The organism is Mesorhizobium sp. M0019 (assembly GCF_040323975.1).
GTDB lineage: Bacteria > Pseudomonadota > Alphaproteobacteria > Rhizobiales > Rhizobiaceae > Mesorhizobium.
Genome location: NZ_JAMYVK010000034.1, coordinates 60,422 through 77,981 on the forward strand (window position 1 = coordinate 60,422; position 17,560 = coordinate 77,981).

Genomic DNA, 17,560 nt, shown 5'->3' on the forward strand with positions numbered 1-17,560 from the left:
GAAAAGATGATGGCTGCAGAGAGCAAAAGCCGGGCAGGAGAGCTTCGCCTCTGGCGCAATGCGCGCCTCGCGACCATGGCCGAAAGCAGCGCCGGGTCAGGCGTCGTCGAGCACGGTGCGGTCGCCGTGCGCAACGGCCGGATCGTCTATGCCGGGCCGGAAGTCGACATGCCGGCGGCTCTCCGCGAGGGCGCCGAGGCGACCGACTGCGAAGGCCGCTGGATTACGCCCGGCCTGATCGACTGCCACACCCATCTGGTCCACGCCGGCAACCGTGCCAATGAATTCGAGATGCGGCTGGCCGGCGCCAGCTATGAGGAGGTTGCCAAGGCCGGCGGCGGGATCGTCTCGTCGGTCAAGGCGTTGCGAGCGGCGAGCGAGGACGAACTGGTCGGCCAGTCGCTGCCGCGCCTCGATGCGCTGATTGCCGAAGGCGTCACCACCGTCGAGATTAAATCCGGCTACGGTCTCGACCTCGAAAACGAGAAGAAGTCGCTGCGCGCCGCACGACGGCTGGGCGGTGAGCGGCCGGTGACGGTCAGGACCACTTTCCTCGGCGCTCATGCGCTGCCGCCCGAAGCAAAAGGTGACAAGGACGCCTTTATCGATCTTGTTGCAAAGCAGATTTTGCCGGCCGTCGCTGCCGAGGGCCTGGCCGATGCCGTCGACGGTTTTTGCGAAGGCATTGCCTTTTGGCCGGAGCAGATCGCCCGCGTGTTCGATGCCGCGAAGGCGGCGGGCCTGCCGGTCAAGCTCCATGCGGACCAGCTGTCCAATCTGCACGGCGCCGAACTTGCGGCGCGCTATGGTGCGCTATCGGCCGACCACCTCGAATACACCGACGAGGCGGGTGCGGCGGCGATGGCGAAGGCAGGAACCGTGGCGACCATCCTGCCCGGCGCCTACTACTTCATCCGCGAGACCAAGAAGCCGCCGATCGCCTTGTTTCGCCAGCATGGCGTCAGGATGGCCGTTGCCACCGATAACAATCCCGGCACGTCGCCGCTGACCTCGCTGCTGCTGACCATGAACATGGCCGCGACATTGTTTGGCCTGACCGTCGATGAATGCATTGCCGGCGTTACCCGCGAGGCTGCCCGCGCGCTCGGGCTGCTTGGACAGACCGGCACGCTGGAGGCCGGAAAATCCGCCGATCTGGCGATCTGGAACGTCGAGCGCCCGGCCGAACTCGTCTACCGCATGGGCTTCAACCCGCTGCATGCCCGCATCTGGAGGGGACAATGACCGAACTCAAGCTAAGGCCGGGCAATGCCACGCTGGCCGATTGGCGCGCCATCTATCGCGGCGCCGCACTGAGGCTCGATGATGCCTGCCGGCCGAAGATCAAGGCCAGCGCCGAGGCCGTCGCCAGGATCGTTGCCAAGGGCGAGCCGGTCTATGGCATCAATACCGGCTTCGGCAAGCTGGCCAGCGTCCGCATCCCCGCCGCCGATCTGGAAACGTTGCAGCGAAACATCGTGCTGTCTCATGCCGCCGGCGTCGGCGAGCCGATGCCCGTCGCAATCTGCCGGCTGATGATGGCGCTGAAGCTGGCCAGCCTGGCACAGGGCGCCTCCGGCGTGCGGCCGCGGACGATCGAACTGATCGAGGCGATGCTGGCCAACGACGTTATCCCCGTGGTGCCGGCGCAAGGCTCGGTCGGCGCTTCCGGCGACCTTGCGCCGCTGTCGCACATGACCGCCGTGATGATCGGCGTCGGCGAGTGCTTTACCCCGCATGGCCGCTTTCCCGCCAAGGTCGCCTTCGTTTCGCACGGCCTGGAGCCGGTGACACTGGGCGCCAAGGAAGGCCTGGCGCTGCTCAACGGTACCCAGTTTTCGACCGCCTATGCGCTTGCCGCTTTGTTCGAGGCGGAAGTGCTCTACCAGTCGGCACTGGTCGCCGGCGCGCTGTCGACCGATGCCGCCAAGGGCTCCGACGCTCCGTTCGATCCACGCATCCATCTGCTCAGGAAACATCGCGGCCAGATCGAGACGGCCGAGGCGTTGCGCAATTTGATGGCCGGCAGCGCCATCCGTGAATCGCACCGCGTCGGCGACGAGCGCGTGCAGGATCCGTATTGCCTGCGCTGCCAGCCGCAGGTGATGGGCGCAGCACTCGACGTGCTCCGCAAGGCCGCCGAGACGCTCGGCACCGAGGCCAACGGCGTCACCGACAATCCGCTGATCTTTGCCGAGGACGACTCCGCACTTTCGGGCGGCAATTTCCATGCCGAGCCGGTCGCCTTCGCCGCCGACATGATCGCACTCGCCGTCTGCGAGATCGGCTCGCTGTCGGAACGGCGCATCGCCATGCTGGTCGATCCCGCGCTGTCGGGCATGCCGGCCTTTCTCACGCCCAAGCCGGGTCTGAATTCCGGTTTCATGATCCCTCAGGTCACGGCGGCAGCACTGGTTTCTGAAAACAAGCAAAAGGCCTATCCGGCCAGCGTCGATTCGATCCCGACCTCGGCCAACCAGGAAGACCACGTCTCGATGGCGGCGCATGGCGCGCGCCGCCTCATCGGCATGGTCGAGAATGCGACGGCCGTCATCGGCATCGAATTGCTGGCCGCCGCGCAAGGCTGCGATTTCCACGCACCGCTGGCCTCGAGCGCGGCACTGGAGGCGGTGCGCCGGCTGGTCAGGGCAGAGGTGCCGCATCTCGACAACGACCGGCACTTCCACCCCGACATGGAGAAGGCCATCGCCATGATACGCAGCGGCGCGGCGGTGAAGGCCGCGGGTGCGGTGAAACTGCCGGGCGTTGCGTCATGAGGCGGTGTGCCGTGACAGGTCGCGTTCTGTCGCGCCCCCCTCTGTCCTGCCCTCTTTGCCATCACTTGGCATCTCCCCCTCCAGGGGGGAGATTGGCTGTCGTCTCGGCTTTCGCCAATCTCCAGCGTTGCAGGACTGAGCGAGGCGCCGAAGCTGCCAATCTCCCCCCTAGAGGGGGAGATGTCCGGCAGGACAGAGGGGGGCGCTGTCCCGCCGACCTCAGCCCGGCAACACCGAAACTTTCAAATCCAGAAACAAAAAACCCGCCTCAAAGGCGGGTCGTCGGGCCGAATCAGCACCATACCCAAATTAATAGCATAGCTGCCGGCACAAAGCAAGAACAAAATGCGTTCCGACCGGCAAAAAGCGAGGTCGGTGTTCACGGACGATTGCAAGGTCGCGTTCTGTCGCGCGGAGACTTCCGATGACCTCACCCTCCTGGCTCACCGTCACCCAAGGCACAGCACCCCTGCTGGTTTCGATCCCGCATACCGGCATCGATCTCGCCGGCCTCGACAGCCGGCTGGTCTCGCCCTGGCTCGGCCGCCGTGACGCCGACTGGTGGATCGACAAGCTTTATGACTTCGCCGAGAGCCTCGGCGCGACGGTCGTGCATACGGCGATTTCGCGCACCGTTATCGACGTCAACCGCGATCCGTCCGGCGTTTCGCTCTATCCCGGCCAGACGACGACTGGGCTCTGCCCGACAGAGACCTTTGACGGCGATCAGCTCTACCGCAAGGGTGAGGAGCCGGGACCGTCGGAGATCGACGAACGCCGCGAGAAGTTCTTCGTACCCTATCATGCCGCTCTGCAGGCCGAGATCGGCAGGCTGCGCGCTTTGCATGGGAAGGTCGTCGTCTATGACTGCCATTCGATCCGCTCGGTGCTGCCGCGCCTTTTTGAAGGCAAATTGCCGGTCTTCAATCTCGGCACCAATGACGGCAAGAGCGCCGATCCGACGCTGCAAGCGACGGTTGGCCAGATCCTCGCCGAAACCGGCGAGAGCTACGTCGTCAACGGCCGCTTCAAGGGCGGCTGGATCACGCGCCATTTCGGCCAGCCGCAAGCCGGCGTCCACGCGCTGCAGATGGAACTCTCCAACCGCGGCTATATGCGCGAGCCCGAAGGCAAGGGCGAACCGGCTAACTGGCCGGTGCCTTACGAGGCCGAATTCGCGGCGCCGATCCGCGTCACGCTGAAGAATATCCTGGAAACCGCGATCGCCTGGGCCGAACGCTGACGCGCGGTGCACCTCACTCGAAAGGGACAATCATGACCGATCCTCGCCACAACATCCGTGAAGTGCGCAGCCCGCGCGGCAGCGAGCTCAACGCCCGCACCTGGCTGACGGAAGCGCCGTTGCGCATGCTGATGAACAATCTCGACCCAGACGTCGCCGAAAACCCCAACGAGTTGGTCGTCTATGGCGGCATCGGCCGGGCGGCGCGCACCTGGAACGATTTCGACCGCATCGTTGCCTCGCTGAAGACGCTTGGCGACGACGAGACGTTGTTGGTGCAATCGGGCAAGCCGGTCGGCGTGTTCCGCACTCATCCTGACGCCCCGCGCGTGCTGATCGCCAATTCCAACCTGGTGCCGCACTGGGCGACATGGGAGAAATTCAACGAGCTCGATAGAAAGGGCCTGATGATGTACGGCCAGATGACGGCCGGCTCGTGGATCTACATCGGCACGCAAGGCATCGTGCAGGGCACCTACGAGACCTTCGTCGAGGCCGGCCGCCAGCATTATGGCGGCAATCTCAGGGGCAAGTGGATCCTGACCGGCGGTCTCGGCGGCATGGGCGGTGCCCAGCCGCTCGCCGCGGTCATGGCCGGCGCCTGCTGCCTGGCCGTCGAATGCGATCCCGACCGCATCGATTTCCGGCTGCGCACCCGCTATGTCGATGAGCGCGCCGACACGCTCGACGAGGCCTTGGAAAAGATCGAGCGCTGGACCAAAGCCGGTGAGGCGAAATCGGTTGGCCTGGTCGGCAACGCCGCCGACATCCTGCCGGAACTGGTGCGGCGCGGCGTGCGCCCCGACATCGTCACCGACCAGACCTCGGCGCATGACCCGCTCAACGGCTATCTGCCCAAGGGCTGGTCGCTGGCCGAGTGGCGCGAGAAACGCACCAGCGACCCGAAGGCCGTTGAAAGAGCTGCCCGCGCGTCGATGCGCGAGCATGTCGAGGCGATGGTGGCGTTCTGGAATGCCGGCGTGCCGACGCTCGACTACGGCAACAACATCCGCCAGGTGGCGAAGGAGGAGGGGTTCGAGAATGCTTTTGCCTTCCCGGGTTTCGTGCCGGCTTATATCCGTCCGCTGTTTTGCCGCGGCATCGGCCCGTTCCGCTGGGCAGCGCTTTCCGGCGATCCCGAGGATATCTACAAGACCGACGCCAAGGTGCGCGAGCTGACCCCCGGCAACACCCATCTGCACAACTGGCTCGACATGGCGCGTGAGCGCATCGCCTTCCAGGGCCTGCCGGCGCGCATCTGCTGGGTTGGGCTTGGCGATCGCCACCGGCTCGGCCTCGCCTTCAACGAGATGGTCGCCAGGGGCGAACTGAAGGCGCCGGTGGTCATCGGCCGCGATCACCTCGATTCCGGCTCGGTCGCCTCGCCGAACCGCGAGACGGAGGCGATGAGGGACGGCTCCGATGCCGTCTCCGACTGGCCGTTGCTCAATGCTTTGCTCAACACGGCGTCCGGCGCCACCTGGGTGTCGCTGCACCATGGCGGCGGCGTCGGCATGGGCTTTTCGCAGCATGCCGGCATGGTCATCGTCGCCGACGGCACGCCCGAGGCGGCCAAGCGCCTGGAGCGGGTTCTGTGGAACGATCCGGCGACCGGCGTCATGCGCCACGCCGATGCCGGCTATGACATCGCGATCGAGTGCGCCCGGGAGAACCAGCTCAACCTGCCCGGCATTTTGGGCTGAGCCGCGCCTTGCGCATGCTTCGGGCAGCCGAATACCGGCCGATGCCGTGGAAGAACGGCGGCGGGGTGACGACGGAGATTGCCGTCTCGCCGCCAGGTGCCGGGCTCGACGATTTCGACTGGCGCGTCTCGATGGCGCTGGTCGAGGGCGGCGGCCCATTTTCCGGATTTGCCGGCGTCGACCGGACCTTGGCGTTGCTGGAAGGCGAGGGCATGATCCTCGACATCGCCGGCCGGCTGCCGGTCGAAATCACCAAGGCTTCCGCACCGCTTGCCTTTCCGGCCGACGTGCCGACGCAAGCCATGCTGATCGCCGGTCCGATCACCGACCTCAACGTCATGACCCGCCGCGCCCGGGCGATCCACACGGTCGAGCGCCTGCTGATTTCGGCTCCGACGGAGATCCAGGCTGAAGCCGATGAAACACTCATCCTGTGCGTCGACGGCGAACTCAGCGTGGCCGGCGCGGCGCCCATGCAACTTGGGCCGCTCGACGCGCTGTTGCTCGGGGCGCAAGCGCCGGAACTGCGCCTGGATCCGGTCCGGCCGGCCATGCTGTTCGTGATCCGCATCGACCGCATTGCCGGCAACGATTAACGTCTGTTTCCAAACATGATCGTGACGCCGGCCAAATATCGCGTAAGCTGGTCGCTGCATCACGAAAAAGCCTGAATCTTCCGCCGATCAGAAGCCGAAACGATGCTCATAGTGCCCGCCTGGAAGTTGTCGAAAGACGGCATCTTGTCGTGGTGCGGAAACAAAACTTTCGGCCAAGTGTTGCGATGCAACCAATTGCATTTGGACCGGTTTTAGGGACATTGCCGTGGCGGTGACGCCGCACTGCGTCCCCAACACGGAACCTTAGATGAATATCCAGACCAATCTCGCACAGATCGAAAAGACGAGCGCCAGCTTCCCGGCTGTCACCGACGTGCCGATACGCTCCAATTTCCTGCCGGAAGATCGGCTGCGCGCTTTGGGCGCAGCCCTTGCCAATGGCGACGCCAAGGACTTGTTCGGTCTGACGCCTTTCGATTTTCAGGCGCGCATCCGCGACAGCGCCAGGAAAATTCTCGATGTCTACCGTTCCACCAACGCTGCCCAGGCGAGGGGCGAAACGATCACGCCCGCGGCGCAGTGGCTGCTCGACAACAACTACCTGGTCGAGGAGACCATTTTTCAGGTCAAGCGCGACCTGCCGCGCCGCTTCTACCGCCAGTTGCCGACGCTGAAACTGTCGGATGGATCCAGCGTGCCGCGCGCACTGGCGGTCGCGTGGACCTATGTCGCGCATTCCGACAGTTCCGTCTCGTCGGCCATGTTCAAGGCGATTGTCGAAGGCTTCCAGTCCATCGAGCCGCTGAAGATTGGCGAATTATGGGCGCTGCCATCGCTGCTGCGCTTCGTCCTGATCGAGAACCTTCGCCGGATCGCGGTCCGCGTCAATCGCACGCGGGAACTGCGCCAGATCGCCAACGAGGTCGCCGATCGTGTGCTGGCGACGGACGACAGCGCCGACCGGCAGGCGATACTTTCCCACTACAGCGCCCATGCGCAGGACACCACCTTCGCCACCCAGTTGCTCTACCGGCTGCGTGACGGCTCGCAAAATGCCGGCAGGGCGCTGGAATGGCTGGAGGGCGAGCTGGAAAGGACCGGCTCCGACGCCGAGGAGATCATCCTCAGCGAGCACCACACGCTGTCCAGCGGCAACGTGACCACCGGCAACATCATCCGCGGCCTGCGCCTGATCAACGACATCGACTGGACGGTGTGGTTCGAGGGCGTCAGCCGCATCGACACCTTGCTGCGCGAACGCACCGATTTCGCCGCGCTCGATTTCTTTTCGCGCGACCAATACCGGACTGCGATCGAGGAGCTGGCGCGCCGTTCCGATCTCTCCGAATTTCGCGTTGCCGAAAGGGCGATCGAGCTCGCCGGCCATGCTGCCGATGCACCGGGCTCCGAAAGCGGTCCGATCGCTCACACCGACGTCGGCTTCTTTCTGGTCGGCCCGCGCCGGCAGGAGCTCGAGCGGTCGATCGGCTACCGGCCGACCATCGGCAAGACGCTCAACCGGACCTTCCGCAAGACCGGATGGCTGGGCATCGTCGTGCCGGTGTTTGCGCTGACGGTCCTGCTTCTGGTCGTTTCCGGCAATGCGCTTGCCAATCTCGGCCTGTCGGTGCCGTCGATCGTCCTGATGCTGGCCCTGTTCGCGGTGCCGGCCAGCGAAGGCGCGCTCGCATTCTTCAACACCGTCGTCTCGCTGTTTTTGAAGCCGACGCGTCTCATCGGCTATGATTTCAGGCACGGTGTGCCGCCCGAGGCGCGCACGCTGGTGGTGGTGCCGTCGCTGATCGGCTCGCGCGACGATGTCGAGGAGAACATCCGCAACATCGAGGTGCATCACCTCGCCAACACGGCGGGCGAAGTCTATTTCGCGCTGCTTTCCGACTGGCCGGACTCGAAGACCGAGATCGATACGGCGGATGTCGAAATCCTCGAATTCGCCCGCGCCGAAATCGCCAGGCTGAACGCCCGCTATCCCTCGGAAGGGGCGCCGCGCTTTTATCTGCTGCATCGGCGCCGGCTCTACAACGCATCGCAAGGCGTCTGGATGGGCTGGGAGCGCAAGCGCGGCAAGCTGCACGAATTGAACCTTCTGCTGCGCGGGGACAGCGACACCACCTTCCTGCCGCTGGAAGTGCCATTGCCGGAGAGCGTCGTCCACGTGATGACGCTGGACGCCGACACCCGCACCACCCGCGACGCCGTCGCTGCGCTGGCCGGCAAGCTTTGCCATCCGCTCAACCGTCCGCATTTCGATGTCGCACGGCGCGAGGTTACGGCAGGTTATTCCATCCTGCAGCCGCGTATCACCGCGTCGCTGACCAGTGGCGACGAGGCATCGTTCTTTCAGCGTGTCTTTTCCGCCAATCGCGGGCTCGATCCGTACGTCTTTGCCGTGTCGGACCTCTACCAGGACATCTTCGGCGACGGTTCCTTCACCGGCAAGGGTCTTTACCATGTCGACGCCTTCGAGGCGGCGCTGAAAGGCCGCATCGAGGAAAACACCATCCTCAGCCATGATCTGCTCGAAGGCGCCCTGGCGCGCTCGGCCTTGGTCACCGACGTCGAACTGGTCGAGGACTATCCGACCCGCTATTCGGTCGACGCGTCGCGCCACCATCGCTGGGCACGCGGCGACTGGCAGCTTCTGGGCTTCATTCTTGGCCCGCGCTCAAACGTGCCGGCGCTGTCGCGCTGGAAGATGGTGGACAATCTGCGCCGCTCGGTGACGCCGATCTTCTGGGTGATGGCCGCGATCGCCGGCTGGACGCTGCTGCCCTTCACGCAGGCCGCGCAATGGCAGGCGCTGCTGATCCTCACGCTGTTCATGGCGCCCACTTTCGACATCGTCGACGCCATCCTGCCGAAGAGCGGCGACCAGACGCCGCGCGGCCATTTCTCGGCACTGGCACGCGACGTTGCCTTCGGCACTGCCCTGGTGGCGCTGAAGATCGTGCTGATGGCGCATCTTGCCTGGATGATGGGCGACGCGATCATCCGCACGCTCTACCGCCTGTTCGTCAGCCGCCAGAACCTGCTCGAATGGCGCACCGCCTCGCAGGCACACAAGGGCGGCGACAACGATCTCGGCTCCTACTACAGCATCATGTACGGCGCGGTGACCATCGGCGTCGTCGGCCTCGCCGTCCCGGTGCTGGCCGATTCCACCGGCGCCTTCGTCGCCTTCTTCTTTGCCTTGTTCTGGATCGGCTCGCCCGCCATCGCCTGCTGGATCAGCCGTTCGGCCGAAACCGAGGACCGCCTGCGCATATCGGCCGCCGACATCCACGCGCTGCGCACCGTGGCGCGGCGTACATGGCACTATTTCGAGACCTTCGTGACGGCCGAGCATCACCATCTGCCGCCGGATAATTTCCAGGAAAGCCCGGCCCCCGTGGTGGCGCCCCGCACCTCGCCGACCAATATCGGCGTCTACCTGCTGTCGGTGATTTCGGCACGCGATTTCGGCTGGATCAGCCTCTCCGACGCCGTCAACCGCATCGACGCGACCATGTCGACCATCGAGAGCATGCCGCGCGACCGCGGCCATCTCTTCAACTGGTATGACACGACGACCCTGAAGCCGCTCTATCCGCTTTACATATCGGCGGTCGACAGCGGCAATCTCGCCGGCCATCTGGTGGCCGTGGCCGCTGCCTGCGCCGAATGGGCCGAAGCGCCGTCGGTGCATGTGCAGGGCGACTTCGAAGGCATCCTCGACACCGTCACCATCCTCGACGAAAGCCTTGAGGAACTGCCCGACGACCGGCGTCAATTGCGGCCCTTGCGCCAGCGGCTCGCCGACCGTCTCGACGGCATGCGGCGGGCGGTCGAATTGATCAAGGCGCAGCCGGAGATGGCGTCGATCCGTACCATCAACCTGGCCGTCCTGGCCGGCGAGATACGCAAGCTCGCGACAGCCATCCACACCGAGGCCGCGTCGACCCAGAGCGACACCATCGCCGATTGGGCGGCCAGGCTCGAAGCCACCTGCGAGGCGCATGTGCACGACGCGCACAGCGACGAAAACGCCGTCGCGGCATTGCGGGCCAAGCTTCTAACCTTGCGCGAACGCACGCGCCGTTTCGCCTTCGAGATGGATTTCTCGTTCCTGATGCGGCCCGAACGCAAGCTCTTGTCGATCGGTTACCGGGTCGAGGAGCATCAGCTCGACGAAAGCTGCTACGACCTTTTGGCCTCCGAGGCGCGGCTGACCAGCCTGTTCGCCATCGCCAAGGGCGATTTGCCGACCGAGCACTGGTTCCGGCTCGGCCGGCCGATCGTCGAGATCGGCTTCCAGGGCGCACTGATGTCCTGGTCCGGCTCGATGTTCGAATATCTGATGCCGCCGCTGGTGATGAAGGAGCCGCAAGGCAGCATTCTCAACCAGACCAGCAAGCTCATCATCAAGCGCCAGATCCAGTATGGCCGTTCGAAGAACGTTCCCTGGGGGATTTCGGAAGCGGCCTACAACGCCCGCGACCGCGAGCTAACCTATCAGTACACCAATTTCGGCGTGCCCGGGCTCGGCCTGAAGCGCGGCCTTGGCCAAAACACGGTGATCGCGCCTTACGCGACCGTGCTGGCAGCGCAGTTCACGCCGCATGAATCCGTCCAGAACCTGGCCAAGCTCAGGCGGCTGGGCGCACTGGGCCGGCACGGTTTTTACGACGCGGTGGATTTCACGCCGCAACGCGTTCCCGAGGGCACCGACCACGCCGTCGTGCTCAACTACATGGCCCACCACTCCGGCATGTCGATTGCCGCAGTTGCCGATGCGATCTTCGAAGGGCGCCTGCGCGACCGCTTCCACAGCGATCCGGTGATCGAGTCGGCCGAATTGCTGCTGCAGGAAAGGGCGCCGCGCGACATCCCGACTGCGACCGTCAGGACCGAGGCCGACGAGCGCTCGAAGGACGAGACCGAGCTGGAAAGCCCGGACACCCGCATCGTGCTCGATCCGCTCAGGGCGCTCCGCTCGACCAGTGTCATGTCCAATGGCCGCTATTCGGTCATGGTGACCGCCACCGGCTCCGGGTACAGCCGCTGGGGCGAACTTGCCGTCACGCGCTGGCAGCCGGATCCGACCGAGGACCGCCTTGGTTCCTATATTTTCCTGCGCGACGCCAGCAACGGCGACTGGTGGTCGGCCACCGCCGAGCCGAAGCGCGCCGCCGGCGAGCGTGCGCAGACGCTGTTCTCCGACGACAAGGCGAGCTTCGTCAAATCGATTGGATCGCTGCGTTCGGAAGTCGAGTGCATCGTCATCTCGGAAGGCAATGGTGAGGGCCGACGGGTGACGCTCCACAATGATGGCCCCGCCGACCGGCATATCGAAGTAACCTCGTTTGCCGAACTGGTGCTGGGCTCCGAGCCCTCGGATAATGCCCATCCGGCTTTTTCGAAGATGTTCGTGGAAACCGAGATCGCGCCGAACAACGGCGCGATCTTCGCCACTAGGGGCAAGCGCGAAAAGGACGAACCCGACGTCACCATAGTGCATTTCGTCACCGACCCGTCTGGATCGGCGCGAGACGCCGAGGCGGAAACCGACAGGCGCGCCTTCATCGGCCGCGGCCGCACCATCACCGAAGCGGCGGCCTTTGATCCCGGCGCCAAGCTTGGCGGCCATTCCGGCTTCACCCTGGACCCGATCGCATCGCTTCGCCGGCAGGTGCGCGTGCCGGCCAACAAGAAGATTTCGCTGACGTTCTGGACAGTCGTCGGTACCCATCGCGCCGAATTGGATGCCGCCATCGCACGGCTCGACCATCCCGAAAGCTTCGCCCGCCAGGCGATGCTGGCCTGGACGCGGTCGCAGGTGCAGACCCGGCACCTTGGCCTCAGCCTGTCCGACGCCGCCAATGTGCAGAAGCTGGCGCGCTATCTGATCTATCCCGATCCGTTCCTGCGCCTTCCGGGCGAATCCATCGTCTCCGGGCTCGGCAGGCAGTCCAGCCTGTGGCCGACCAGCATATCCGGCGATTTTCCGATTTTCCTGGTCAGGATCGCCGATGTCGCCGATCTGGAGATCGTCGCCCAGGCGCTTCGCTTCCAGGAATACATGCGCGCTCGCGGCATGATGATCGATTTTGTCGTCGTCAACGAGCAGGCGTCTTCCTACGTGCAGGACCTGCAGCGCGCGGTGGAGACGCTGTGCGAAAACAGCCGGTTGCGCGGCAAGGAGCTCGGACCCCGCCAGCACATTTTCGCGGTGCGCCGCGATCTGATGGAGGAAACGACCTACAGGACCTTGCTCGCCGTCGCTCGGGTGGTGCTGCATACGCGCAACGGCACCATCTTCGACCAGATCGAGCGCGCCGAGGCCGCGGCACTGCAGGCGCGGGACGCCGCCCTCCAGCCGGCAGACCTTGCAGCGCTTCGCGAGCCGTCCTTGCCGGTGCCGACGTCGCAAGCATCTGCCGCCCAGGCACTGATCGAGGGCCGCGTCGACGGCAGCGGGCTCGACCAATGGAACGGTTTCGGCGGCTTCGACGGCGACGGACGCCACTACGTCGTGCGTCTTGCCGGCCGGCGCACGACGCCGCAGCCGTGGATCAACGTCATCTCCAACCCATCGTTCGGGTTCCACATTTCGGCTGAAGGCGCTGCCTTCACCTGGAGCCGCAACAGCCGCGACTATCAGTTGACGCCATGGTCGAACGATCCGGTCACCAATCGGCCGGGCGAGGGCATCTATATCTACGATCATGCCAGTGGCAGGGCGTTCTCGCCAATGGCTGCCGTGGTGCGTGATCCGACAATGACCTACGAAACCTGGCACGGGCAGGGTTTTTCGACGTTCCGCTCAAAACGCGGGCCGCTGTCGATGGACCTGACCCATGTTGTCGATCCCGTCGATCCGGTGAAGATATCGCGGCTGCGCATCCAGAATTCGGGTTCGGTGCCGATGCGGCTGCGCGTCTACGCCTATGCGGAATGGGTTCTTGGCGGCCATCGCTCGCGCACCGCTGCAAGCATCGTTCCGTCGAGGGATGCCGCAACCGGCGCATTGCTGGCGCAAAATCCCTATGGGCTCGATTTCGGCGAGCGGATCGCCTTTCTGGCCGCCGACGGTGCTGTGCATTCGGTCACCGCCGATCGCGGCGAGTTCATCGGCAGGCAAGGCACGAGCGAGTTTCCGCATGCCGTGCTGAGCGGCGCCGGCCTGTCCGGCCGTGTCGAGGCCGGCGACGATCCCTGCGCGGCCATCGCACGCGACATCGACATCGCTGCCGGCGGCGACGTCACGCTGCTCTGGCTGCTCGGCGACGCGGCCTCGCCCGAGGCGGCCAGCGCGCTGGTGCAGACCCATCGCTCAAGGGATTTCGATCAGCGGCTGGCCGACAACGAGCGCACATGGCGCGGCTTTCTCGACACAATCCAGGTCGAGACGCCGGACAAGGCACTCGACGCTATGGTCAATCACTGGCTGCCCTATCAGAGCCTGGCCTGCCGCATCCGTGCCCGCTCTGCGTTCTATCAGGCGAGCGGTGCCTTCGGCTTCCGCGATCAGTTGCAGGATACCTTGGCTTTGCTGGCGCATGACCCCAAGCTGGCGCGTGATCAGATCCTCAATGCGGCGCGGCGGCAATTCCCCGAAGGCGACGTGCAGCATTGGTGGCTGCCGCGCACCGAGGCCGGCGTCCGCACCATGATCTCGGACGACGTGGTCTGGCTGGCCCACGCCACGGCCCGTTACCTGCTGGTGACAGGCGACACCGCGATCCTGAAGGAGCAACTGCCCTTCATCGAAGGGCAGGCGCTGGGCGAAGGCGAGCACGATGCTTTCTTCATCCCGGAAATCTCGAAGAAGACAGCCTCGCTCTATGACCATTGCGCGCGGGCGCTCGATCTTGCCGTCAAGCGCAGCAGCCCGGCCGGGCTGCCGCTGATCCTCGGCGGCGACTGGAATGACGGCATGAACCGCGTCGGCGAGCACGGCAAGGGCGAGAGCGTGTGGCTGGGCTGGTTCCTGCTGAAGACGCTGGGCGACTTTGCCGCCGTCGCCAAGGCGGAGCGCGATGCCAAGCGCGTGCAGGCCTGGACGAAGCACGCCGAGGTGCTGAAACGGGCGCTGGAAAGCACCGCCTGGGATGGCGAGTGGTATCGGCGCGGCAGCTTCGACGACGGCACGCCGCTCGGCTCGCGCAAGTCGGACGAGTGCAAGATCGACTCGATCGCCCAGTCCTGGAGCGTGCTTTCGGGCGAGGGCGACCCGGCGCGGTCGACCACGGCAATGGCGCAGGCGATGAAAGCGCTCGTCGACGACGACCTCAAGATCGCCAAACTGTTCACCCCGCCCTTCTCGAAGACGGAAAAGGACCCGGGCTACATCAAGAGCTATCCGCCGGGGGTCCGTGAAAACGGCGGCCAATACACGCACGCGGCAACATGGTTCGTCATTGCGCTAGCCGAGATGGGTCGCACCGACGATGCCTACCGTTGCCTTTCAATGCTCAATCCGGTCAACCATGCGCTCGACGAAGCCGCGGCAGAGCGCTACCGCGTGGAACCTTATGTCGTCGCGGCCGACGTTTATTCCGGGCAAGACAAGGGCGGCCGAGGCGGCTGGACCTGGTATACCGGGTCGGCGGGCTGGCTTTATCGAGCTGCGGTCGAGAGCATTCTCGGCATAGAGCGCCGCGGACAGCGCCTCCAGTTCACGCCGAGACTTCCTAGCCATTGGGACGGCTATTCGGCAACCCTGAAGATGCTGGGCGCCGAGATCAAAGTACGCGTCGTCCGCGACAAAAAGGCCCGGGCCATCTCACTTGAAGTGAATGGCACGAAGACCAAATCTTCGTCCTTCGAGCCAAAAGCCGGAGATAGTGCCGAGGTGGTCGTCAGAATACCGGCCTAGATTCAAGGCTTGGAGCGTCGCTTAGCGTTCCCAGGGGCACGCACGGGCGCTCCAAGTGCATCTACCGGTTATATTTGCGTTTGACCTTGCTGAATGCCTGCACACGACTTTAGACGTCGTGCCCAGGGTCTTGCTGATTAAAATTGTGGCAGTGCTTTCCATCTGCCATGATTTTGCCGCAACGCTGACATTTCACCTTTTATCTCAAACTGTTAGACGATCACGGCAAATTTCGAAGCGTCGTCATCTTTTGTTCGCGGAATGGGAACGGAAGAGCTAGACGAGCATTGTTTTGCGACGCGTCAACCGATACGAGTCAAAAAATGACGCACTGCACCATAAATAATTGGCGGAGTAGCTGAAGTGTCACTTCTGCAAATCTACTGGCGGGCCCTTGGTTATCTCGCTGCCGACAGGAAACGCGTTGCGTTTATCTGCGGGGCGAATGTCGCGCTTGCCATTATCGCCATTCTCGAGCCGATCATGTTCGGCCGGGTGATCGATGCCATTTCGGACCGCGGCTCGGTATTCGCGACACTCGCAATGTGGGCCGGCCTCGGCGCGTTCAACATCATCGCCTTCGTGCTGGTGGCGCGCGGCGCCGACCGCTTTGCCCACCAGCGGCGCAGCGAGGTTCTTTGCCAGTCGTTCGAGCGCGTGATCACCATGCCGCTTGCCTGGCATCATCAGCGCGGCACCTCCAATTCCCTGCACACGCTCCTGCGCGCGGTCGAGACCTTGTTCAGCCTCTGGCTGGAATTCATGCGGCAGCATCTGTCGACCGCGGTTGCGTTGGTCCTGTTGGTGCCCACCGCGCTCAGCATGGATATCCGCATGTCGATGGTGCTGCTGGCGCTTGGCGCGCTCTATGTCGGCATCGGACGGCTGGTGATGCGGCGCACCAAGGAAGGCCAGGCGGCCGTGGAGCGGCACTACCACAAGGTATTTGCGCATGTGACCGACTCGGTCAGCAACGTCGCCGTCCTGCAAAGCTACAACCGCATCGGCCATGAGACCGAGGCGCTGAAGCGCTACGTCAAGAACCTGCTCGACGCACAGAATCCGGTGCTCGACTGGTGGGCGATGGCCAACGCGCTGCACCGCCTGTCGTCGACGATTTCGATGATGGTGGTGCTCTTGATTGGCGCCTATCTGGTGACGCACGGCCAGTTGCGCATCGGCGACGTCATCGCCTTTACCGGCTTTGCCACGCTGCTGATTGCCCGGCTCGACCAGATGTCGGCCTTCGCCAACCAGATTTCCGAGGCGCGCGCCAAGCTCGAGGAATTCTATCATCTCGAGGACTCTGCATCCGACGCCGCCGAGCCCGATGGGCTGCGCGAGCTCGTCAACGTCACCGGTCATGTGCGTTTCGAGAATGTCTGCTTCGAGTTCGGCAATTCCGGGCAGGGCGTCGACGACGCGTCGTTCGAGGTCCAGGCCGGCCAGACCGTCGCCATCGTCGGCCCGACGGGCGCCGGCAAGACGACGCTCATCAACCTTCTGCAGCGCGTCTTCACGCCGTCCGGCGGACGCATCCTGATCGACGGCATCGATACCCGCACGGTGACCCGCAAGTCGCTGCGCCATTCGATCGCCACCGTCTTCCAGGATGCCGGCCTGCTCAACCGCTCGATCGAGGACAACATCCGCGTCGGCCGCGCGGAGGCGAGCTATGACGAGGTCCATGCCGCGGCCAATGCCGCCGCCGCGCAGGATTTCATCCTGTCAAAGTGCGAGGGCTACGACACGGTCGTCGGCGAACGCGGCGGACAGCTGTCCGGTGGCGAGCGCCAGCGCATCGCGATCGCCCGCGCCGTGCTGAAGGACGCGCCCATCCTGGTTCTCGACGAGGCGACCAGCGCGCTCGACGTCGAGACGGAAGACCGCGTCAAGGACGCCATCGACGAACTGCGGCGCGGCCGCACCACCTTCATCATCGCCCACCGCCTGACCACCGTTCGCGACGCCGATCTGGTCGTGTTCATGGACAAGGGCCGGGTGGTCGAGATGGGCGGGTTCACCGAACTGTCGCTGCGCAACGGTCGCTTCGCCAGCCTGCTGCGCGCCGGCGGCCTGCTCAACGACGAGGAGGTCCGCCGCCTCAGCCGTCCGGTGAACGAAGCCGCCTGAGCAGCGCGGCTTGCCTTCTCCCCTTGCGGGAGAAGGTGGCCTCGCGAAGCGAGGTCGGATGAGGGGTGCTCCGGCTTGGCGCAAATCTTCATCCAAAATCCAGACTTCGGCGCACGGCGATCATTGGCGCCTCACTCCGTCCAGCCGGCTCGACGCTACGCGCCGATCCACCTTCTCCCGCAAGGGGCTAGCGTGCGCACACATCTGCTTCGGAGAGGTGTCAAGGGAGTTTTGGTTGGGTAGCAGGTTTGGCTTGCGGGGTTGGAATC

General features: G+C 64.6%; 7 protein-coding genes. All 7 read left to right on the forward strand.

Going from position 1 to position 17,560, the window contains the following annotated elements; all coding sequences use genetic code 11:
- The first annotated feature begins 9 nt into the window (after positions 1-9).
- Positions 10-1,245, forward strand: coding sequence for an imidazolonepropionase (hutI, locus tag NKK47_RS23115; RefSeq protein ID WP_352578349.1), 1,236 nt, complete (start codon positions 10-12; stop codon positions 1,243-1,245).
- Entirely contained in the window at positions 1,242-2,777 is a 1,536-nt protein-coding gene (gene hutH / locus NKK47_RS23120; RefSeq protein ID WP_352571517.1) for a histidine ammonia-lyase, read from the forward strand. Before hutI ends, hutH begins: the two co-directional genes overlap by 4 nt.
- A 424-nt stretch (positions 2,778-3,201) precedes the next feature.
- Positions 3,202-4,020 (forward strand): N-formylglutamate deformylase, encoded by an 819-nt coding sequence (gene hutG / locus NKK47_RS23125; protein WP_352578345.1) that lies wholly within the window; start codon positions 3,202-3,204, stop codon positions 4,018-4,020.
- Between the two features lie 32 nt (positions 4,021-4,052).
- Positions 4,053-5,723, forward strand: coding sequence for a urocanate hydratase (gene hutU, locus NKK47_RS23130; RefSeq protein ID WP_352578346.1), 1,671 nt, complete (start codon positions 4,053-4,055; stop codon positions 5,721-5,723).
- An 8-nt stretch (positions 5,724-5,731) separates the two neighbouring features.
- Positions 5,732-6,319: a HutD/Ves family protein gene (locus NKK47_RS23135; protein ID WP_352578347.1), complete on the forward strand. Its 588-nt coding sequence runs from the start codon at positions 5,732-5,734 to the stop codon at positions 6,317-6,319.
- A 268-nt stretch (positions 6,320-6,587) separates the two neighbouring features.
- Positions 6,588-15,158, forward strand: coding sequence for a glycoside hydrolase family 94 protein (locus NKK47_RS23140; protein ID WP_352578348.1), 8,571 nt, complete (start codon positions 6,588-6,590; stop codon positions 15,156-15,158).
- 363 nt (positions 15,159-15,521) lie between these two features.
- The gene (locus tag NKK47_RS23145) at positions 15,522-17,291 is read left to right on the forward strand and encodes a glucan ABC transporter ATP-binding protein/ permease (RefSeq protein ID WP_352571513.1); all 1,770 of its coding nucleotides are present in this window, start codon (positions 15,522-15,524) and stop codon (positions 17,289-17,291) included.
- The last annotated feature ends 269 nt before the right edge of the window (positions 17,292-17,560 follow it).